Genomic DNA, 19,729 nt, shown 5'->3' on the forward strand with positions numbered 1-19,729 from the left:
GCGCGCCTTTCGATCCAAGGAACAAGCGCATGGCCTCTCACGACCCCGCCTGGCTGGAAGAGATGTACAACAACATGGCGCGCGTGTCGGACCATCCGGCCTACCTGCAGCGCTGGGCGCGCGACTCGGCCGCGGCGCGCGCCAGCGTGCCGTGCCGGCTCGACGAGCGCTACGGCGGCGGGCCGAAGGAAACGCTCGACATCTTCCCGGCGCCGGTGCCGGACGCGCCCGTGCTGGTGTTCATCCACGGCGGCTACTGGCGCGCGCTGGACAAGAGCGACCATTCCTTCGTCGCGCCCGTGTTCAACGATCGCGGCATGTGTGTGGTGGTGCCCAACTACGACCTGTGCCCCGGCACCGCCGACCGGCCCGTGACCGTCCCCGGTATCGTCCTGCAGATGGTGCGCGCCCTCGAGTGGACCTGGCGCCATGTCGCGGCATACGGCGGCGACCCTTCGCGCATCACCGTCGCCGGCCATTCGGCGGGCGGCCACATGGCGGCGATGCTGCTGGCTTGCGACTGGAAGGCTGTCGCGCCCGATCTGCCGGCGCACCTGGTGCGCAACGCCTTGTCGATCTCGGGCCTCTACGATCTGCGGCCCTTGCAGCGCACGCCCTTCCTGGAGAAGGTGCTTCGCCTGACCGACGCGGACATCTTGCGCGCCAGCCCCGCGCTGTGGCAGGCGCCGCGGCGCGGCCAGCTCTATGCGGTGGCGGGCGGGGACGAGAGCGAGGAGTTCATCCGGCACAACGCCTCGATCCGCCAGGCCTGGGGCCGCAACGCGGTACCGGTCTGCGAGGTGCTGCCGGGGCTGCACCATTTCAGCATCGTCGATGCGCTGGCCGATCCCTCGCACCGGCTTCACGCTCACGCCGTGCAACTCCTCGAAGCCTGAGCGCGGCCGCGCCGTGCGGCGTCACATCAGCAGATGTTCGCCCGCGTTGTCGCCACCGAGCATGACGTAGTTGACCTTGCGGACGTCCATGAGCTTGCGGCCGCCGGCATAGCTGATGGAGCTCTGGATGTCCTGCTCCATCTCCACCAGCGTGTCGGCCAGCTGGCCCTTGATCGGCTCGAGGATGCGTTTGCCCTCGACGTGCTTGTACTCGCCCTTGTTGAAGTCGCTGGCAGAGCCGTAGTACTCCTTGTAGAGAACGCCGTCGACTTCCACCGTCTTGCCCGGCGATTCCTCGTGACCGGCGAAGAGCGATCCGATCATCACCATCGAGGCGCCGAAGCGCACGCTCTTGGCGATGTCGCCGTGGTCGCGGATGCCGCCGTCGGCAATGATCGGCTTGGTCGCCACGCGCGCGCACCACTTGAGCGCCGACAGCTGCCAGCCGCCCGTGCCGAAGCCGGTCTTGAGCTTGGTGATGCAGACCTTGCCCGGGCCGATGCCGACCTTGGTCGCATCCGCGCCCCAGTTCTCCAGGTCGATGACGGCCTCGGGCGTGCCCACATTGCCCGCGATCACGAAAGCCTTCGGCAGCTTCTGCTTCAGGCAGGCGATCATGTTCTTCACGGTGTCGGCATGCCCGTGCGCGATGTCGATCGTGATGTATTCGGGCGTCAGGCCGGCTTCGACGAGCTGGTCCACCGTGTCGTAGTCCGGCTTCTTCACGCCCAGCGAGATCGAGGCGAACACGCCCTTGGCATGCATGTCCTTCACGAACTTCACGTTGTCGAGGTCGAAGCGGTGCATCACGTAGAAGTAGCCGTTCTGCGCGAGCCAGGTGCAGATGGTCTCGTCGACCACGGTCTTCATGTTGGCCGGCACGACGGGGATGCGGAAGCTGCGGCTGCCCAGCGTGATGCTGGCGTCGCATTCCGAACGGCTTTCCACCACGCACTTGCGCGGCAGCAGAAGGATGTTGTCGTAGTCGAATATCTGCATGAGAACCAAGCTCCTGTTGAACTGAAGGCCCCCGTGGAAACGGGGTGTCGAGCGCTTGGTCCGGCCGGCTCTTTCGGGCGTTTTCGCAACGGAAAACGCGCACAAAAAACCGGACGCAAGAAACTTGGGCCCGGTGACTGAGTTTACGCGCCCGGCCTCCCGGCCGCATTCCGCGGCTTCATATAACCCGCATACGCCATGCTTTCTACAATCGACGGATGTTCACAGACCTCGCGGCCGCCGCAGATTCGCCGCTGCTTCAAAACCTCAACCCGGAGCAGCGCGCCGCCGTCGCGCTGCCCGCCGGCAATGCGCTGATCCTCGCGGGCGCCGGCTCGGGCAAGACGCGGGTGCTGACCACCCGCATCGCCTGGCTGTTGCAGACCGGCCAGGTCTCGCCCGGCGGCATTCTGGCCGTCACCTTCACCAACAAGGCGGCCAAGGAAATGATGACGCGGCTGGGCGCGATGCTCCCCGTCAACGTGCGCGGCATGTGGATCGGCACCTTCCACGGCCTGTGCAACCGTCTCCTGCGCGCGCACTGGAAGCTGGCCAACCTGCCGTCCACCTTCCAGATCCTGGACACGCAAGACCAGCTTTCGGCGATCAAGCGGCTGATGAAGCAGTACAACGTCGACGACGAGCGCTTCCCGGCCAAGCAGACCCAGTATTTCATCTCGGGCGCCAAGGAAGACGGCCTGCGCCCGCGCGACATCGAGATCCGCAGCGAGGACGACCGCAAGAAGGTCGAGCTCTACCAGCTCTATGAAGAGCAATGCCAGCGCGAGGGCGTGGTCGACTTCGGCGAACTGATGCTGCGCAGCTTCGAGCTCCTGCGCGACAACGACCCGGTGCGCGAGCACTACCAGCGGCGCTTCCGCCACATCCTGATCGACGAATTCCAGGACACCAATCGCCTGCAGTACGCATGGATCAAGATGCTCTCGGGCACGACCGTCGAAGGCCGTTTCGTGCCGGGCCACAACAGCGTGATCGCCGTCGGCGACGACGACCAGAGCATCTATGCGTTCCGCGGCGCGCGCGTGGGCAACATGGCCGACTTCGTGCAGGAGTTCCAGGTGACGCACCAGATCAAGCTGGAGCAGAACTACCGCAGCTTCAGCAACATCCTCGACTCCGCCAACGCGCTGATCAGCCACAACACGAAGCGGCTCGGCAAGAACCTTCGCACCGACCAGGGCCCGGGCGAGCCGGTGCGCGTCTATGAGTCGACGAGCGATTTCGCCGAGGCGCAGTGGATGGTCGAGGAGATGCGCCAGCTCGTGCGCGAGGGCATCGAGCGCAAGGAGATGGCCGTGCTCTACCGCAGCAACGCGCAGAGCCGGGTGATCGAAACGGCGCTCTTCAATGCGGCGGTGCCGTACCGGGTGTACGGCGGCCTGCGCTTCTTCGAGCGCGCCGAAATCAAGCACGCCCTGGCCTATCTGCGCCTGCTGGAGAACAAGGACGACGACACCAGCTTCATGCGGATCGTCAACTTCCCGCCGCGCGGCATCGGCGCGCGCAGCATCGAGCAACTGCAGGACGCGGCCCGCGCCGCCGGCCGCTCGCTGCACGACGCGGTGAGCGCGGTGGGCGGCAAGGCCGGCACCAATCTCTCCGGCTTCGTCGCCAAGATCGACGTGCTGCGCGAGCAGACGCAGGGCATGTCGCTGCGCGAGATCATCGAGCTGGTGCTCGATCACAGCGGCCTCATCGAGCACTACAAGGCCGACCGCGAGGGCGCCGATCGCGTCGAGAACCTGGAAGAACTGGTGAACGCGGCGGAGAGCTTCGTCACGCAGGAGGGCTTCGGCCGCGATGCGGTGGCGCTGCCGGTCGACGAGCTGCGGCAGTCGCCGGCGAGCCAGGGCATCGACCCGAATCTCCCCCTCAGCGACGAGCCGCTGGCGCCCGACGCGGAAACGGGCGAAACCTTGAGTCCTCTGGCCGCCTTCCTCACGCACGCCGCGCTGGAGTCGGGCGACAACCAGGCGCAGGCCGGTCAGGATGCCGTGCAATTGATGACGGTGCATGCGGCCAAGGGACTCGAATTCGATTGCGTGTTCATCACCGGCATGGAGGAGGGTCTGTTCCCCCATGAGAACTCGATGAGCGACAACGAAAGCCTGGAGGAAGAGCGCCGGCTGATGTATGTGGCCATCACGCGCGCCCGCCAGCGCCTCTACCTGAGCCATTCGCAGACCCGCATGCTGCACGGCCAGACGCGCTACAACGTCAAGAGCCGTTTCTTCGACGAACTCCCGGAAGCTGCGCTCAAGTGGCTGACGCCGAAGAACCAGGGCTTCACGCCCTCGGCCTTCGGCTACGGCGGCGGCTATGCGACCACACGCGGCGGGGGTGGTGGCGGTTATTCCAAGGACAGCTTCGCCAGCCCGCCGGTGCCGCCGCAGAAGGCCGCGCCCTCGCATGGCCTGCGTTCGGGCATGCAGGTGTTCCACAACAAGTTCGGCGAAGGCACGGTGCTCGCGCTCGAAGGCTCTGGAGACGATGCGCGCGCGCAGGTGAATTTCCCGCGCCATGGGGTGAAGTGGCTGGCGCTGTCTGTGGCGAAGCTGACGCCGGTCTAGCCCGCGTCGCGGGTTCGCGTTCGCCCGCAGGCGCCTGCATCAATCCGCGTTGAAACTGTCCCGGAACGTGAACCAGGTGCTGGTGAAGAACATCGCCGCCATCACCAGCGCGCCACCGATCATCACCGCGCCGCCGGCGGCCGATGCCCCGTCGCCCGCGCCCATCGCGCCGACAGCGACCAGCAGGCTCGCGACCAGGCTCAGCACAATGCCGGTCGCCATGCACACGCCGACCCAGACCAGGCCGAAAACGGTGAGCGCGCCGAAATTCCTGAAGCAGGCCACGAAGCTGAAGAAAAGGCTCTTGGCCGGTGGAATCTTGTGCCAATGCACCAGCGCCGGCGCATGCCAGAACGCCAGGGACAACGGCAGGTAGAGGGCCATCGTGATCCAGAGCGCCACCTGGAACTCGGTGGTCTCCGCCAGTTCGCGCGTGAGGGGACCGCCGAACAGGTAGGCGCGGGCGAACTGCCCGCCATCGGCCAGCGCGGAGATCGCCATCACCAGCAGGAACAGCCCCGCGTAGAGGGCCCCCAGCACCAGCATCGGCCGCGCATCGGCGCGCACCGCGTTCACCGCCGCCAGGAAGACCGTGCCGGCGGGCGGTTTCTCGGGGCCCGCCGCCTGCGCGGTGGCAGCCATCAGGCCCAGGGTCATCGTGGGCAACAGCATCAGCGCGAGGATGCTGCCCACCAGGGGGATCTGCGAGGCGATCGACACCAGCGCCATGAAGAAGAAGAACAGGGAAATGAAGGCGAAGGGCTGCCGTGCGAAGGCCTTGAGCCCGGTGCGGACCCACAGCACGCCGGTGCGCGCGGGCACGAGATTGAGTTTCATCGGGGAGTTTGCTCGGCCAGCGTTTCGGTGGCGCGCTCGGGCATGGGAGAGGCGGTAGCCGCGAAAGGCGCGAAGGGCGAGCGCTTCGCCCGGGCGCGTTCGCGCAGCACGCGCTCGAAGTGGGTCGGGTCATGGGGCTTGAGCATGCTCGCTTCCCGAGGCAGGTGGAAGTCCCACAGCCGCGAGATCCAGAAGCGCAGCGCCGCCGCCCGGAGCATGGCCGGCAGGAGGGCCCGCTCGGCGCCGATCAGGGGCCGCACGGTGGCATAGGCGGCAAGCAGGGCCTCGGCGCGGTCGGCATCGTGCCGCCCGCTCTTCAGGTCGATGGCCCAGTCGTTGAGGCAAACGGCCAGGTCGAAAAGCCATGTGTCGGTGCCGGCGAAGTAGAAATCGAATACGCCGGTCAGCCGCGGCGCATGGCTCTCGGCGTCGAGGGCGAACATCGCGTTGTCGCGGAACAGGTCGGCATGGACGGGGCCGCGCGGCAGCGCGGCATAGGCCGAAGACTGGGCCACGTGGTTCTGGTAGGCCAGCTCGGCGCGAAGCAGCGCCGCCTGCGAGGCATCCAGGTGCGGCAGCACCACGGGGGCGGTGTCGTTCCACCACGACAGCCCGCGCAGATTCTGCTGGAGCCGCGGGAAGTTGCGGCCGGCAAGATGCATGCGGGCCAGCAGCCGGCCCAGTTCGGCGCAATGCGCCGTCGTGGGCGCCAGTTCGCTCTTGCCACTGAGCCTTTGCACCACCGCCGCCGGCTTCCCGGCCACCGTGTGCAGCAGCTCGCAGGGCGCGTTGGGGGGAATGGAGAGCGCATGCCCCTTGGGCGGTGCGACCGCCGGGTCCGCCACAGGCTCGGGCACCGGCAGGCCTTGCCCCGCGAGGTGCTTCATCAGGCAAAGGTAGTAAGGAAGCTGCTCCGCGCCCAGGCGCTCGAACAGCGTCAGGACGAATTCGCCCGACTCCGTGGTCGCGAAGTAGTTGGTGTTCTCGATGCCGCCTTCGATGCCGCGAAGCGCGCGCAGCGGGCCCAGGCCGAGGCGCTGCACCAGCGCATCGGCCTCGTCGAACCCGACTTCAGTAAAAACCGCCACCGCCGCTCAGAACTTCATGACGTTCCAGACCCGCGGGCCATTGCCGTTGGTGCCCGTCTCGGCCGGTCCCTGGCGGTCGGTGCCATTGCCTTCGCCGCTCGGCCGCACCTCGTAGGCGGGCACCTTGGCCTTCGGCTGCACGGTGATGCTCTGCGTCCGGCCGCCGACACGCAATTCGTCGACGCTCGCCCCGCCGTCCTCGACGTGGATATGCTCGATCTTCTGGTTTTTTCGGCCTTCCGCGCGTTCCTGCGCGCGCTCCTGCGGATCCGGACCCGATGGCGCGGGCTGAGGCGCGCTTTGGGCGTGGACGACGGCAATGGGCGCCGCGCAGGCCAATGCCAGGACAGCCAAGGCAGCCAGGCGGGCGCGGCGAACGGGCTGGAGTTGAATGGAGGACATGATCTGGATTGTAGGTGCCGTCCTTCATCTCGCGTGTAAGCGGGGAACGATCTTTGCCGTCGCGCGGGAACGCGTTCGCGGCACGGCAAAATGCATCGATGACCGACAAGAAAACGCTGCTGCTCGTCGACGGATCGAGCTACCTCTACCGCGCCTTCCACGCCATGCCCGATCTGCGCGCCGTTCCGGGGGATGCCAGCAGCCCCGCCACCGGCGCCATCCGCGGCATGATCAACATGATGCAGGCGCTGCGCCGCGAGGTCCGGGCCGACTACGCGGCCTGCGTCTTCGACGCGCCGGGCAAGACCTTCCGCGACGACTGGTACCCGCAGTACAAGGCGAACCGCTCGCCCATGCCCGACGACCTGCGCAGCCAGGTCGAGCCGATCCACCAGGTGGTCCGCCTCCTCGGCTGGCCGGTGCTGTGCGTGCCGGAGATCGAGGCCGACGACGTGATCGGCACGCTCGCCTGCACGGCCGCGCGACAGGGCGTCGAGGTGATCGTCTCCAGCGGCGACAAGGACATGAGCCAGCTGGTGGACGAGCACATCACCATCATCGACACGATGAACGGCAAGAAGCGCGATGTCGCCGGCGTGACGGCCGAGTTCGGCGTGCCGCCGAATCTCATGATCGACTACCAGACGCTCGTCGGCGACGTCGTCGACAACGTGCCGGGCGTCGAGAAGGTGGGGCCGAAGACGGCGGCCAAGTGGCTGCTCGAATACGGTTCGCTCGACGCGCTGATGGAGCGCGCCGGCGAGGTCAAGGGCCAGGCCGGCGAAAACCTGCGCAAGGCGCTCGACCGCCTGCCGCTCAGCAGGCGCCTCGTGACCATCCGCACCGATTGCGATCTCGACGCCCACGTGGAGGGCCTGCCGGCGCTGGAGGGGATTGCCATCGGGGCGCAGCAGATCGATGCGCTCAAGTCCTTCTACGAGCAGTACGGCTTCAAGAGCCTCGTGAAGACGCTGGAGGCCCACGAGGTGTCGCCCGAGATGATCGAGGCGAACAGGAAGAAGGGGGGAACCGAGGGCGGCACCGGCCTGTTCGACGATCCGGGCTTCGAGGCGGTGGCCAAGGCCTCCAACCTGGCCTACGACACCGTGATGACCTGGGAAGCCTTCGACGCCTGGCTCGCGAAGATCCAGGCGGCGGAGCTCGTCGCGGTCGACACGGAAACCACCTCGCTCGACGAAATGCGCGCGACGATCGTGGGCCTGAGCTTCAGCGTGAAGCCCGGCGAGGCGGCCTACATTCCGCTCGCCCACAACTACGCCGACGCGCCTGCCCAGTTGCCCCTCGATGAGGTGCTGGCCAGGCTCAAGCCCTGGCTGGAGGACGGATCGAGGAAGAAGCTCGGCCAGCATGTCAAGTACGACCGTCATGTGTTCGCCAATCACGGCATCGAGGTGCAGGGTTACGCGCACGACACCATGCTGCAGAGCTACGTGCTCGAAGTGCACAAGCCGCACGGGCTCGCCAGCCTGGCAGAGCGGCATCTGGGCCGCAGCGGCATCGACTACGAAGACCTGTGCGGCAAGGGCGCGCACCAGATCTCCTTCAGCCAGGTCTCCATCGACAAGGCCGCCGAATATTCGTGCGAGGACTCCGACCAGACGCTCGACGTCCACCTGGCGCTCTGGCCCCGGCTGGAAGCCGACGACAAGCTGCGCTTCGTCTACGAGCTCGAGATGGCTTCGAGCGAGACGCTCTATCGCATCGAGCGCAACGGCGTGCTGATCGACGCGCCCACGCTGGCCGCGCAAAGCCACGAGCTCGGCAAGCGGATCATGGAGCTGGAGCAGGAGGCCTATGACATCGCCGGCCAGCCCTTCAACCTCGGTTCACCCAAGCAGATCGCCGAGATCTTCTTCACCAAGCTCGGCCTGCCGGTCGTCAAGAAGACGCCGAGCGGCGCGCCGAGCACCGACGAGGAAGTGCTGGAGAAGCTGGCCGAAGACTATCCGCTGCCGGCCAAGATCCTCGAGCACCGCGGCCTCTCCAAGCTCAAGGGCACCTACACCGACAAGCTCGGCCAGCTGGCCAATCCGCGCAGCGGGCGCGTGCACACGCACTATGCGCAGGCGGTCGCGGTGACGGGGCGCCTGTCGAGCAACGACCCGAACCTGCAGAACATCCCCATCCGCACGGCGGAGGGCCGGCGCGTGCGCGAGGCCTTCGTGGCGCCCTCGGGCAGCGTGATCGCCAGCTCGGACTATTCGCAGATCGAGCTGCGCATCATGGCCCACATCAGCGGCGACGAGTCGCTGCTGCGCGCTTTCAAGGAAGGCATCGACGTGCACCGGGCGACGGCGGCGGAGGTCTTCGGCGTGGCGGTGGAGCAGGTGTCGAGCGAGCAGCGCCGTTATGCGAAGGTGATCAACTTCGGGCTGATCTACGGCATGAGCAGCTTCGGCCTGGCGCGCAACCTCGGCATCGAGACCAAGGCCGCGGCCTCCTACATCGATCGCTATTTCGCCCGCTATCCCGGCGTGAAGATCTACATGGACGAGACCAAGGCGCTGGCCAAGCGGCAGGGCTACGTCGAGACCGTGTTCGGCCGGCGTCTCTACCTGCCCGAGATCAATTCGCCCAACGGCCCGCGCCGCGGCGGCGCCGAGCGCGCGGCCATCAACGCGCCGATGCAGGGCACGGCGGCCGACCTGATCAAGCTGAGCATGGTGAAGGTGCAGGATGTGCTCGACGCCGAGAAGCGGCGCACGAAGATGATCATGCAGGTGCACGACGAACTGGTGTTCGAGGTGCCCGAGGACGAGGTCGAGTGGGTTCGCACCGAGATCCCGCGGCTGATGGCCGGCGTGGCCGATCTGAAGGTGCCGCTGCTCGCCGAGATCGGCTTCGGTCCCAATTGGGACAAGGCACATTGATGAACTCTCCCCCAGGCCGCGCGCACTTCGTGTCGCTTCGCCTTCCCCCTCGCCGGGGGCAACACCGGCGGACCGGCTGAGCCGGCTCCGCGGTGTTTCTGGAACCGAGACTTGGAACGACTGGAGCTGAATTGACTACTGCGAACGCTTTGACCCGCGCGGCCTTCCTGGTCGCCGTGCTCGCCACCGCCTGCGCGGGCGCCCTTGCCGCGCCCGATCCGCGCATCGCTTCGCTCGCCGCGAAGGAGAAACCCGCGCTGCTCGAGACGCTGAGCCAGCTGGTCTCGGTCGAGTCGGGCAGCCGCGACCTCGACGGCCTCGACAAGATCGCCAACCTGGTGGCCGAGAAGTTCAGGGCGCTGGGCGGGCAGGTCGAGCTGATCGATCCCTCCGCCGATGCCTACCGCATGGAGGACACGCCGGAGAAGATCGGCAAGATCGTGCGCGCCACCTTCAAGGGCACGGGCACCGCGAAGATCATGATGATCGCGCACATGGACACGGTCTACCAGATCGGCATGCTGAACCGGCAGCCCTTCCGGATCGAAGGCGACAAGGCCTACGGCCTGGGCATCGCGGACGACAAGCAGGGCATCGCGGTCATCGCGCACACCGTGGCAATGCTCAAGGCGCTGGACTTCAAGGAATACGGCACCCTCACCGTGCTGATCAATGGCGACGAGGAGATCAGCTCGCCTGGCGCGCGCAACCTCATCACGCGCCTGGGCGGCGAGCACGACGTGGTGATGTCTTACGAAGGCGCCCCCATCCGGGGCGACAAGCTCTCGCTCGCCACGGCCGGCATCGCGTCCGTCACGCTCAACGTCACGGGCAAGGCCTCGCATGCCGGCTCGTCGCCGGAACTGGGCGTGAACGCGCTCTACGAGCTCTCGTACCAGGTCTTGCAGATGCGTGACCTGTCGGACCCCGCGACCGGCCTCAAGATGAACTGGACCATCGCACGCGCGGGCACCAACCGCAACGTGATCCCGGCCTCAGCCACCGCCGGCGCCGACATCCGCGTGCTGAAGGTGAGCGACTACGACCGCATCGAGAAGCAGGTGCAGGAGCGCGTGAAGACGCAGCTCGTGCCGCAGGCCAAGGTCGAGATGAAGTTCGAGCGCCGTCGTCCGCCGCTGGAAGCCAATGAGGCATCGCTGGTGCTGGCCCGGCACGCGCAGGCGATCTACAAGGACCTGGGGCGGGAACTGGGCGCCGACGACAAGGCCGCCGGCGGCGGCACCGACGCCGCCTTCGCCGCCCTGAAGACCCGCGCGGCGGTGGTCGAGCGCTTCGGGCTGCAGGGTTTCGGCGCGCATTCGGCCGATGCCGAGTACGTGCTGCTCGATTCGATCGAGCCGCGGCTTTATTTGTCGACCCAGCTGATCATGGACATCGCCCGGGGCAAGGTCGGCAAGGCGGCCAGCCAGTAGCCGCATTCATCATTCGGCACCCGCGATGCGCCTGCGTCACATCGAGGTCTTCAACGCCATCATGCTCACCGGCAGCGTGAGCGCGGCGGCGCGCCTCATCAACATCACGCAGCCCGCGGTCAGCCGGACCCTGCAGCACGCCGAGATCCAGCTCGGCTTTCCGCTGTTCCAGCGCGCCAAGGGCCGGCTCGCGCCGACCACCGAGGCGCTGGCGCTGTATCCGCACATCGAGCGGCTGTTCGCGCAGCTCGACGAGGTGCAGCGCCTCGCGGCCAACCTGCGCACGGCCAGCGATGCCGGCGAGCTGCGCATTCTCACCGTGCTCGCGCTCAGCTATGAAGTGCTGCCGCGCGCGCTCAAGAAGTTCCGCCAGACGCATCCGGCGGTGGCCGTCACGGTGGAGTCTCTGCATTCGCCGCAGATCATGTCGGCGCTGCTGCTGCAGGAGGCCGACGTCGGCTTTGCCTTCAGTCCGGCGGTGCATCCGTCCCTCACGCAGGAGGCGCTGGCGGACAGCCGCATGGTGTGCGTCGCGCCCAAGGGCATGCTGCCGCGCGCGCTGCTGCGCAACGGTTCCGTGGCGCTGCATGACCTCGTCAGCGTACCGGTGGTCGGGCTCGACAGCCGCGACCCTGTCGGCACCAGCCTGAGCCAGGCCTGCCGGCAGGCCGGCGTGGGCTTCCAGCAAGCCGTGGTCACGGTGCAGACCTACCACGCGGCGCTGGCGATGGCGCACCACGGGCTGGGCGTCGCGCTGGTCGATGCCTGCACGGCGAGCTCGGCCGATCCGGGCAAGGTGGACGTGCTGACGCTGGAGCCGCACATTCCCGTGCCGATCCGCGCGCTTCGCTTCGCCGGCAAGCCGGACTCCGTGGCCGTGCGCAGCATCACGCGCTTCATGCGGGAGGCGATCGAGGAGATGGATTAGGCCGAGCTTTGAAGAGTGCTGCACACAAGCCCTTGATTCGTCGAGACATTCTTGAAATGTGCGGGTGCGCTACTGGGAACAGACGGGGTTCACGCCGAGCAGCTTGAAGGCTTTGGCCTGGATGGGCGTGGGGCGGGTGGTGATGACGATGGGCTTCAAGCACTCGCGCATGTGCCACTCGACGTAGTAGGCCAGCATGCACAGCAAGACGTGGGCGCGCACGCGCTCGGCGTTGTAGTGGAAGACCGGGCGCACATGCAGGTCGATCGTCTTCATGCAGCGGAAGGCCCGCTCGACATGGGCCAGGCTCTTGTAGGCGGCCACGGTGGCCGCGGCGTCGAGCTGGTCTGCGCCCAGACTCGTGCGGATCACGTACAGGCCGTCCAGCGCCGCCTCGGCGGCGATCGCGTCGGTCTTGCGCGTCCAACTTAGCGTGGTGTCGGTGATGCTCAGCTCGAAGTGCTTGGCCATGTGAAAGCGATTGATGACACGGCCCACGCGCAAGGCGATGACCTGCTGGCCGCGCAGCGCACGGCGCGCGCGCTGGGTGGCCGCAGCGATCTTGGCCAGGTCCAGCTCGGTGGCCGCGAGCAACTCGCCGCGCTTGCGTGCCCGCTCGGTGGCCAGCAGCGGATTGCGGCACACGACGAGGCGCTCACCGGGGAACTGCCCGCTGGTGAGTTCGATGAGGTTGCGCTCGTCGAACAACGACGGCTGGAAGGGGCCGTGCTCGGCAGCCAGCTGCGCGATGTGGGGTGCGCGCAGGCTGGTGATCCAGTCCTGCGCCTGAGGACGCAGCACCTGCTCGATGCGCGCGGARGTCAGCATGCCGCGGTCACCCACCCAGGCCATGCGCTCGATGCCGAATCGTTCCTTGAGCTTGCTCACCTGGGGGGCCACGGTGCTCGGGTCGGCCGTATTGCCCGCGAACACCTCCACCGCGATGGGCACTCCGGTGGCCGTGCACACGAGCCCGAAGACGATCTGCGGGTCGTCACGCTTGCCGTCGCGCGAATGGCCCCGGGCGGCCAGCTCGCAGCAGTGCCCCGTCAGCCAGGTCGAGGTGAGGTCGTAAAGCACCAGCGTGCTGCCCACCAGGTGCTTGCGCGCCAAGGCGCGCTCCAGGGTGGGCTGTGCCTCATGCAGCCAGTCCAGGGCGCGGTACAGATCGTCGGCCTGGCATTGGCCCACCCCCAGCACGCGCCCCAGCGAGTTGGTGGCGGTGTCGTCATGCAGCATGCGATGGGTGGCCAGCTTGGAAGCGGGCCCCAGCACGCGCGCGCACAGCATGGCCAGCAGCACCGATCGCAACTCCTCGGGCGCGCTGGCAAACCACTTCTCGGCCCCGCAGGCGCGCGCTGCACCGAGCACGGCGGCCACATGGCCGTGGGGCAAGCTGCGCTCGATGGTCATGACCGCGTCGAGCGACTCCACGGCCACGCCGCCCTTGAGCAGGAGACGAAAGTGCTCCACCAATTGCGCGTCCCAGTGCGACAGGTTGGCCAGGGTGCGCTTGACGATCTTGCCGCCTTCGCGATAGCCCTCGCGCAGCAGGACGGCGGGTGGGGAGTGGCGGTTGGGGACGGTCTCGATGTACATGCGTTACATGGTAGTAAACGAACCCGAATTTACAAGGTAAACATACGCCGCCGGTCGGCGTCGCCGGCCGCATGCCGGTCCAGGGGTGCAGCGCTTCGAGGCGACTGGCGCCGGGGAACACGTTGCGCGTCGCCTCGACCAGTGCCTCGATGCGCGTGGCCGGAATGCTCGCATCGTGCCCCACGAGTTCTGCCATGCCCGCGATGCGCAGGCGCGATCCGATGCGGGCGAACACCACCTTGCGGGCGCTGTCGGTCACGCTCACCGTCGGCGCCGCGCCCGGTGCCGCGTCCACGTCGACCGTGATGCTGTAGCCCTTGAGCGGATAGACCGGCAGGTCGGCGCCGAGCTGGCGCCCGAGGCGGTGCGAGGCCGCGCCGAGCGCCAGGACGAAGGCATCGGCCTCGACATCGCCGGCCTCCGTCCGCGCCGCGGCGACACGGCCTTCTCGCGCGTCGAAGCCGCGCACATCGGTGCCGAGCATGAAGCGCACACCGCGCGCGCGCAACACCCGTTCGAGTTCGGTGCAGACCTTGAGGCAGTCGGCGGCGCATTCGCTCGGCGTGTGGATGGCGCCCGCGATCCGCCCTCGATAGCTCGCCAGCGCGGGCTCGATGGCCGTGCACTCCTCGGGCGTCACCAGGCGCTGCTCGCTGCCCATCGTCCGCTGCAACTCGAGCTGCCTGCGAGCGCCATCGAGAGCGCTCGCGCTGTCGTAGAGCACCAGCTTGCCGGTCGCGGAGAAATCGCAGTCCGGCGCGACATCGGCGCGCATCTCGTCGAAGGCCTCGCGGCTGAGCGCGGCCAGCGCCAGCAGCCGCGCTGTGGTCTCGTGCGAGGTGGCTGCCTTGCAGGCCGCCAGGAAGGCCATGCCCCAGCGCCATTGCAGCGGATCGAGCCGCGGTCGCAGCTTGAGCGGGGAGGAGGGCGAGAGCAGCAGCTTGGGCAGCTGCCGCCAGATCGCCGGGTCCGCCAGCGGCTGGACGTACGAGTAGCTCAACTGCGCGCCATTGCCGCCGCTGGCGCCCGCGCCGGGCATCGCGCGGTCGATCACGCTGACTTCGAAGCCCTCTCGGTTGAGCTGCCAGGCTGTGGCCAGACCCACGACGCCGGCACCCAGCACACACACATGCATGACGCATCCCCTGTTGTTGGTTGGCATGGCGTCACTCTAGGGCGGCCTTGCAACGGCGGGCCATGCCAATACCCTCACGGGCCATAGCCAAGGCACATGCCCGGCATGGCAATGCCCCATAACTTTTGGTCATGGCCGCTGGTGCAAAAGGAATTGTGACGCGCGCGCGAACGTTCCTAAACTCGGTCCGCATGAACGCCTTCGCATCGCCGCAGCCCGTCGGCATCCTCGGGGGCATGGGGCCCGCCGCGGGAGCCGACTTCATCCGGCTCTTCGTCGAAGCTTGCGCCCGGCGCATGCGCGCGCGCGGCGAGGCGGTGCATGACCAGGGCTATCCGGAGCATTGGCTTGCACAGGTTCCCGTGCCCGACCGCACCCGCGCGCTCGAATCCGATGCCCCCGGCGCCGCGCAGCCGCTGGAGCCGATGCTGAACGCGCTGGGCAAGCTGTCGGCGCTCGGCTGCCGGGCGGTCGCCATCGCGTGCAACACCGCGCACGCGTGGCACCCCGCGCTGCAGGCGCGCTTTCCACGGCTCGAACTGCTGCACGTGGCACGCGAAGTCGCATCGCACCTGTCGGCGCGGGGCGTGCGCGACGCGGCGCTGATGGCCACGGCAGGCACTTACCGTGTCGGCCTCTACGAGCAGGCCCTCGCCGACGCGCGCGTGTCGTGCCACCTCCCGCTTGCCGAGGAGCGCCGGATGCTGATGCGCGGCATCTACGACGGCGTCAAGGCGGGCGACATGCGCCTCGCGCAGGACTGCTTCGGCGAGGTCGCGGCGCGCCTCGTGCATCGCCACGGGCCGGTCACCCTCGTCATGGGCTGCACCGAGATCCCGCTCGGCCTGCGCGCTTCGCCGGCGGTCGCGGGCGTCTCGCTGGTCGATCCGGCCGAGGTGCTCGCATCCGCGCTGGCGACCCGCGCCTATGGCGGGGTATCGGTGCCCGCCGCGCACGCTCTCGCCTGATCGCCTACATTGCGGCCAGCGCTTCGCGCGCCGGTCATCCTTGTTCCCCGAATCATTCAGGAGTCAGCCCCATGCCTCGACACGAGACCTCCTCCGGGCTGCAGGCCGATTTCGACTCGCTGCGTCCAGGGGATGCCACGGCGCGGGGCGCCACCCGCCGCGGCGCGCTCAAGGCCGCCATCGGCATCGGCTATGCCGCCGCGACCTTGCCGGTCATGGCGCAGACCGCCATCCACACGTCCGCCGAAGGCCTCAACGCCGGCTTCGTGAAGTACAAGGTCGACGGCTTCGACGTACCCGCCTATGCCGCCTCGCCGGCCGGCGGGAGCGGCCTGCCGGTGGTGCTGGTGATCCAGGAGATCTTCGGCGTGCACGAATACATCGCCGACATCTGCCGCCGCTTCGCCCAATTGGGCTACCTGGCGATCGCGCCCGACCTTTATGCGCGGCAGGGCGATGCGAAGAGCTACACCGACATTCCGAAACTGATGGCGGACATCGTCAGCAAGGTGCCGGATGCCCAGGTGCTCGCCGACCTCGACGGCGCCCTGAAGTTCGCGGGCGCCCATGGCGGCGATCCGGGCAAGGCCGGCGTCACCGGCTTCTGCTGGGGCGGGCGCTTCGTCTGGCTCTACGCGGCCACGGGCAAGGTGAAGGCGGGCGTCGCCTGGTATGGGCGCCTGGTCGGCCATCCCAGTGAGCTGGCGCCCCGGAATCCCGTCGATGTGGCCGCCGGCCTTCAGGCGCCCGTGCTGGGCCTCTACGGTGGCAAGGACCAGGGCATCCCCCTTGACACGCTTGATAAGATGAAATCGGTCTTGGCGACCGGCACCCCGCAAGCCAAGGCCTCACGGTTCGTCGTGTACCCCGAAGCGGGCCATGCGTTCCATGCCGACTACCGGCCCAGCTATGTCAGGCAGGCAGCCGAGGACGGGTGGGATCGCGCGCTGGCCTGGTTCAAGGCCAACGGCGTCGCTTAGCCGCAGCCGCGAGCCGCTTTCCATCGAAAGCCGTCCCCTGGACGGCTTTTGCTTTTTGTCCACTATCTGCTCACATTCGCAAGCTGCCATGAACCTGTTTGCCATCATCGCCGCGACGCTGGTCGCCGGCATCGGAAGCGTGTGGATCGCCGCGCTGCTGTTGCGCGTGGGCGTGCGCGGCAACCACGGTGGGGTGAATCCGCAGCACCTTCTGAGCCTCGCGGCCGGGGCCCTGCTGGCAACTGCCTTCATGCACCTGCTGCCGGAAGCCTTCGAAAGCCGCATCGAACCGGGCCTGCTCTTCGGCGTGCTGCTGTTCGGACTGGTCTTCTTCTTCCTGCTCGACAAGGCGGAGCTGTGGCATCACGGCCACGAGCACCATCACGGCGAGGCCGATGATGGCGGCGATCATGCGGGACATGATCACGGACACGACCATGGACATGCCCACGCGCACGGCCGCAAGAGCGGCGGCTGGGCCGTGCTCACGGGCGACAGCGTTCACTGCTTCGGCGACGGCATCCTGATCGCCTCCGCCTTCGTTGCCGACCTGCGCCTGGGCCTGGTGGCGGCGATCGCGGTGCTCGCGCACGAGGTGCCGCACCACATCGGCGATCTGGTCGTGCTGCGCCAGAGTTCGAGCAACCAGCGCGCCGCGCTGGTCAAGGTCTCGCTGGCCGGCACCATGACCGCGCTCGGCGGGGTGGCCGGCTGGTGGCTGGTCGACCAGCTCCATGGCTGGCTGCCCTATTTCCTGGTGCTGGCCGCCAGCAGCTTCGTGTACGTTGCGCTGGCGGACCTGATCCCGCAGCTACAGAAGCGCCTGCCCGCGCGGCAGACCGCCCTGCAGATCGTCTGGCTGGTGGGGGGCATCGTGCTCGTCACGGTGGTGAGCCGGCTGGCGCACGGCGAGCACGCGCACGGCGACGCCGGGCCCGATCACGCCCAGGAAAGCGCCGACCACAAGCATTGATCGATCATTGATGGACACGAGGCGCGCTTTCTGACACGCTTGGTGTCGCACGGCTGAGGCGCATCCTGCGCTCGAGGCGCGCACTCCGGAGTGCATGTAGCGAATCACAGAGCGATCCATCGCAAGGAGCCAGATCATGACCAGCGCCGTTCCACCCCCGCGTTCCAGAGAGCCTGTGGAAGAACCCGCGGACGACGAGCCGGACGAAGCGCTGTCTGAAGACGACGCGGATGCGGCCACCGAGGAGGACGAGCCCGAGGCCACGGACGAACTCTCCGAGGAAACCGGCATCGACCTCACCGACGCCAGCGATCTCGACGCCGACAACGTGCCGAACGACGAGGAGTTCGACCGCGTCATGCAGGCCCCGGACTAGGCCGAAGCCGGGCTGTTCGATTCGATGGGATCAGCCCTCGAGGGTGAAGCCCACCTTCAGCGTCACCTGCCAGTGCGCCACCTTGCCGTCGGCCACATGGCCGCGCGTTTCGGTCACCTGGAACCATTGGATGTTGCGGACCGATTCGCTCGCTTTCGCGATCGCCCGTCTCACGGCATCGTCGCTGCTCGTGGGCGAGGAGCCGGTGAGTTCAAGGAGCTTGTAGACGTGATCGGACATGGCGTTCTCCTGAGACATTGAAGACAGAGAAAGAGGCGCGGTTTCGCGATGGAAACCGCGCCATGGTGGCAGGCGGGCGGGATCCAGCGTCTCGGTTGAAACCCGCGATCGGGTCGTTCGACGGGCCCCTCAGGCCGTCGCCTCTTGTTGCGCCACGAGTTCTTCCTTGCGAGCCGCCAGTTGCGCCTTGATCTCCACCAGGTCCATGCTCGACTTGCGCGCCTTCTCGAACATCTGCTCGCGCTCTTCCTTCACGTGGTGGTCGATGTACTCGCCGAGCACGATGACCTTGGCATCGAAGAGCGGCTCGTCGGCGCCCATCGATTCGAGCTGCGCGATCAGGTCCTTCGCCGTCCCGTGCTCCACGGTCGCTTCGTCGAGCAGCGGGTCATCGTGAATGGCGGCGCGCGCGGCGGGATAGAAGATCTCTTCCTCGATCCGGGCGTGAACGGTCAGCTCGCGGCAGATCTGGTCGGCCAGCATCTTGCGCTGGTCCGCCGGCGCCTTGGATTCGGCCAGCTTGTTGAATTCCTGGAACAGCTTCTTCACCGCGATGTGGTCCGCGTCCAGCAGGTCGACGGCATCGTTCTTCTTGGGAGGGGCTTTGCTCATGGTCTTGATTCCTTCAAGGAGTGAGATCGTGGGATGGGTTGCGGCGGCAGGCGCCTTCGCGCGCTGCGTCAGGAGCGACGGTAGGAATCGCGCCGCGCGGCGCTTGTCGGGGCTGGCATCGGTTGCGCGTAGGACGGGCACGACGGCGGCGTGGATCGCCTGTGCTACTTGGCGGCCTCGCGCGAGCGTGACGAGGACGCCCGCCAAACCGTGATCGCCACCACGAAGAGCGCCACGGTGAGCAGCATGGAGAGCGCCAGGTACCAGTTCTCCAGACGGCGCTCCACGGCCTGCTGCGAGGCCTCGGTCCAGAGCAGCTCGTGCTCGGCCACGAAGGCCGGGTCGCCATAGCGCTTCACCGCTTCGGCGATGCTCTTGCCCCGGGCGCGCTCCTGCCCCTGGGCATGCAGCTCGCCGCGGATGTAGCTGCGGCGCTCGTCGGACGGGGCATCGGGCGGATACTGGAACACATAGGTGCGCACCACGTCGCGATAGACGAGGAAGGTTCCGAAGGCGAGGGCGAGCATCACCAGGCTCAGGATCGCGAGCCGCTGCTGCCGCAGCGCGGTGATCCGCTTGCGGATCAGCAGGCTCAGCGCGAGCAGGACGATCGTGGTGGCGAAGGAGACCATGCCGATCGCCTCTTGCGCGCCATCGATCGGCGGGACCAGTTCCTTCAGGAAGGAGTTGAAGAGCAGGAGCGTGGCGCCGACCGCGCTGGCGGCGGACGCGATGATGCCGGCGAGGCTCGCGAAGGGCTGTGAAGCGGCGGCCATGAAGC

Annotated in this window: 17 protein-coding genes and 1 pseudogene; 9 read left to right on the forward strand and 9 right to left on the reverse strand. The window is 67.6% G+C overall.

All coding sequences use genetic code 11. The features are described 5' to 3' along the window. Positions 1-29: 29 nt before the first annotated feature. Entirely contained in the window at positions 30-896 is an 867-nt protein-coding gene (locus tag AC1DNF_RS03845) for an alpha/beta hydrolase (RefSeq protein WP_478147213.1), read from the forward strand. A 21-nt stretch (positions 897-917) separates the two neighbouring features. Here AC1DNF_RS03845 and AC1DNF_RS03850 read toward each other — a convergent pair whose 3' ends face one another. Next, positions 918-1,895: a GMP reductase gene (locus AC1DNF_RS03850; protein WP_478147214.1), complete on the reverse strand. Its 978-nt coding sequence runs from the start codon at positions 1,893-1,895 to the stop codon at positions 918-920. Between the two features lie 218 nt (positions 1,896-2,113). Here AC1DNF_RS03850 and AC1DNF_RS03855 point away from each other — a divergent pair, with 218 nt between their 5' ends. Continuing rightward, positions 2,114-4,486 (forward strand): UvrD-helicase domain-containing protein, encoded by a 2,373-nt coding sequence (locus AC1DNF_RS03855; protein WP_478147215.1) that lies wholly within the window; start codon positions 2,114-2,116, stop codon positions 4,484-4,486. A gap of 39 nt (positions 4,487-4,525) precedes the next feature. On the opposite strand, the gene AC1DNF_RS03860 is transcribed toward AC1DNF_RS03855, so the two are convergent. Genes AC1DNF_RS03860 through AC1DNF_RS03870 form a run of 3 tightly spaced genes read right to left on the reverse strand, consistent with a single transcriptional unit; the run spans position 4,526 to position 6,813 of the window. Then, on the reverse strand, positions 4,526-5,323 hold the full coding sequence (locus AC1DNF_RS03860; protein WP_478147216.1) for a BPSS1780 family membrane protein: 798 nt from the start codon (positions 5,321-5,323) through the stop codon (positions 4,526-4,528). Further along, complete coding sequence (locus tag AC1DNF_RS03865; RefSeq protein ID WP_478147217.1) at positions 5,320-6,411, reverse strand: homoserine kinase; 1,092 nt, start codon at positions 6,409-6,411, stop codon at positions 5,320-5,322. Before AC1DNF_RS03865 ends, AC1DNF_RS03860 begins: the two co-directional genes overlap by 4 nt. 6 nt (positions 6,412-6,417) lie before the next feature. Then, positions 6,418-6,813: a hypothetical protein gene (locus AC1DNF_RS03870; RefSeq protein ID WP_478147218.1), complete on the reverse strand. Its 396-nt coding sequence runs from the start codon at positions 6,811-6,813 to the stop codon at positions 6,418-6,420. A gap of 98 nt (positions 6,814-6,911) precedes the next feature. Between AC1DNF_RS03870 and polA the strand changes: the two genes are divergently transcribed. The 3 genes from polA (at position 6,912) to AC1DNF_RS03885 (ending at position 12,065) form a co-directional block, all read left to right on the forward strand. Continuing rightward, positions 6,912-9,704: a DNA polymerase I gene (gene polA / locus AC1DNF_RS03875; protein WP_478147219.1), complete on the forward strand. Its 2,793-nt coding sequence runs from the start codon at positions 6,912-6,914 to the stop codon at positions 9,702-9,704. A 131-nt stretch (positions 9,705-9,835) separates the two neighbouring features. Next, positions 9,836-11,137, forward strand: a complete 1,302-nt coding sequence (locus AC1DNF_RS03880; protein WP_478147220.1) for a M20/M25/M40 family metallo-hydrolase — start codon at positions 9,836-9,838, stop codon at positions 11,135-11,137. Positions 11,138-11,162: 25 nt separating this feature from the next. Then, positions 11,163-12,065 (forward strand): LysR family transcriptional regulator, encoded by a 903-nt coding sequence (locus AC1DNF_RS03885; protein ID WP_478147221.1) that lies wholly within the window; start codon positions 11,163-11,165, stop codon positions 12,063-12,065. Positions 12,066-12,134: 69 nt separating this feature from the next. Here AC1DNF_RS03885 and AC1DNF_RS03890 read toward each other — a convergent pair whose 3' ends face one another. Together AC1DNF_RS03890 and AC1DNF_RS03895 are read right to left on the reverse strand one after the other, a co-directional pair. Beyond that, positions 12,135-13,664 (reverse strand): IS1634 family transposase, encoded by a 1,530-nt coding sequence (locus tag AC1DNF_RS03890; protein ID WP_478147222.1) that lies wholly within the window; start codon positions 13,662-13,664, stop codon positions 12,135-12,137. A 49-nt stretch (positions 13,665-13,713) separates the two neighbouring features. Continuing rightward, positions 13,714-14,799 (reverse strand): annotated as a pseudogene (locus AC1DNF_RS03895) (FAD-dependent oxidoreductase); the annotation flags it as partial. Between the two features lie 191 nt (positions 14,800-14,990). Here AC1DNF_RS03895 and AC1DNF_RS03900 point away from each other — a divergent pair. The 4 genes from AC1DNF_RS03900 (at position 14,991) to AC1DNF_RS03915 (ending at position 18,096) form a co-directional block, all read left to right on the forward strand. Then, positions 14,991-15,767, forward strand: coding sequence for an aspartate/glutamate racemase family protein (locus tag AC1DNF_RS03900; RefSeq protein ID WP_478147223.1), 777 nt, complete (start codon positions 14,991-14,993; stop codon positions 15,765-15,767). Positions 15,768-15,838: 71 nt separating this feature from the next. After that, a complete protein-coding gene (locus AC1DNF_RS03905; protein ID WP_478147224.1) occupies positions 15,839-16,747 on the forward strand; it encodes a dienelactone hydrolase family protein in 909 nt (302 codons plus the stop codon). An 88-nt stretch (positions 16,748-16,835) separates the two neighbouring features. After that, positions 16,836-17,720: a ZIP family metal transporter gene (locus tag AC1DNF_RS03910; protein WP_478147225.1), complete on the forward strand. Its 885-nt coding sequence runs from the start codon at positions 16,836-16,838 to the stop codon at positions 17,718-17,720. Positions 17,721-17,856: 136 nt separating this feature from the next. Further along, the gene (locus AC1DNF_RS03915) at positions 17,857-18,096 is read left to right on the forward strand and encodes a hypothetical protein (protein ID WP_478147226.1); all 240 of its coding nucleotides are present in this window, start codon (positions 17,857-17,859) and stop codon (positions 18,094-18,096) included. Between the two features lie 30 nt (positions 18,097-18,126). Here AC1DNF_RS03915 and AC1DNF_RS03920 read toward each other — a convergent pair whose 3' ends face one another. The 3 genes from AC1DNF_RS03920 to AC1DNF_RS03930 form a co-directional block, all read right to left on the reverse strand. Continuing rightward, positions 18,127-18,336 (reverse strand): dodecin, encoded by a 210-nt coding sequence (locus AC1DNF_RS03920; RefSeq protein WP_477925385.1) that lies wholly within the window; start codon positions 18,334-18,336, stop codon positions 18,127-18,129. Positions 18,337-18,465: 129 nt separating this feature from the next. Continuing rightward, positions 18,466-18,948, reverse strand: a complete 483-nt coding sequence (locus tag AC1DNF_RS03925; protein ID WP_478147227.1) for a hemerythrin domain-containing protein — start codon at positions 18,946-18,948, stop codon at positions 18,466-18,468. 164 nt (positions 18,949-19,112) lie between these two features. Beyond that, positions 19,113-19,724, reverse strand: a complete 612-nt coding sequence (locus tag AC1DNF_RS03930; RefSeq protein ID WP_478147228.1) for a hypothetical protein — start codon at positions 19,722-19,724, stop codon at positions 19,113-19,115. Positions 19,725-19,729: the final 5 nt, after the last annotated feature.

This window comes from Variovorax sp. 01T432 (genome assembly GCF_056398605.1).

What these genes read in the sequence shown, in the direction of transcription:
- AC1DNF_RS03845 (WP_478147213.1), top strand. Translation starts at nt 30, where the DNA reads ATGGCCTCTCACGACCCCGCCTGGCTGGAAGAGATGTACAACAACATG.
- AC1DNF_RS03850 (WP_478147214.1), bottom strand. Translation starts at nt 1,895, where the DNA reads ATGCAGATATTCGACTACGACAACATCCTTCTGCTGCCGCGCAAGTGC.
- AC1DNF_RS03855 (WP_478147215.1), top strand. Translation starts at nt 2,114, where the DNA reads ATGTTCACAGACCTCGCGGCCGCCGCAGATTCGCCGCTGCTTCAAAAC.
- AC1DNF_RS03860 (WP_478147216.1), bottom strand. Translation starts at nt 5,323, where the DNA reads ATGAAACTCAATCTCGTGCCCGCGCGCACCGGCGTGCTGTGGGTCCGC.
- AC1DNF_RS03870 (WP_478147218.1), bottom strand. Translation starts at nt 6,813, where the DNA reads ATGTCCTCCATTCAACTCCAGCCCGTTCGCCGCGCCCGCCTGGCTGCC.
- polA (WP_478147219.1), top strand. Translation starts at nt 6,912, where the DNA reads ATGACCGACAAGAAAACGCTGCTGCTCGTCGACGGATCGAGCTACCTC.
- AC1DNF_RS03885 (WP_478147221.1), top strand. Translation starts at nt 11,163, where the DNA reads ATGCGCCTGCGTCACATCGAGGTCTTCAACGCCATCATGCTCACCGGC.
- AC1DNF_RS03900 (WP_478147223.1), top strand. Translation starts at nt 14,991, where the DNA reads ATGAACGCCTTCGCATCGCCGCAGCCCGTCGGCATCCTCGGGGGCATG.
- AC1DNF_RS03905 (WP_478147224.1), top strand. Translation starts at nt 15,839, where the DNA reads ATGCCTCGACACGAGACCTCCTCCGGGCTGCAGGCCGATTTCGACTCG.
- AC1DNF_RS03910 (WP_478147225.1), top strand. Translation starts at nt 16,836, where the DNA reads ATGAACCTGTTTGCCATCATCGCCGCGACGCTGGTCGCCGGCATCGGA.
- AC1DNF_RS03915 (WP_478147226.1), top strand. Translation starts at nt 17,857, where the DNA reads ATGACCAGCGCCGTTCCACCCCCGCGTTCCAGAGAGCCTGTGGAAGAA.
- AC1DNF_RS03920 (WP_477925385.1), bottom strand. Translation starts at nt 18,336, where the DNA reads ATGTCCGATCACGTCTACAAGCTCCTTGAACTCACCGGCTCCTCGCCC.
- AC1DNF_RS03925 (WP_478147227.1), bottom strand. Translation starts at nt 18,948, where the DNA reads ATGAGCAAAGCCCCTCCCAAGAAGAACGATGCCGTCGACCTGCTGGAC.
- AC1DNF_RS03930 (WP_478147228.1), bottom strand. Translation starts at nt 19,724, where the DNA reads ATGGCCGCCGCTTCACAGCCCTTCGCGAGCCTCGCCGGCATCATCGCG.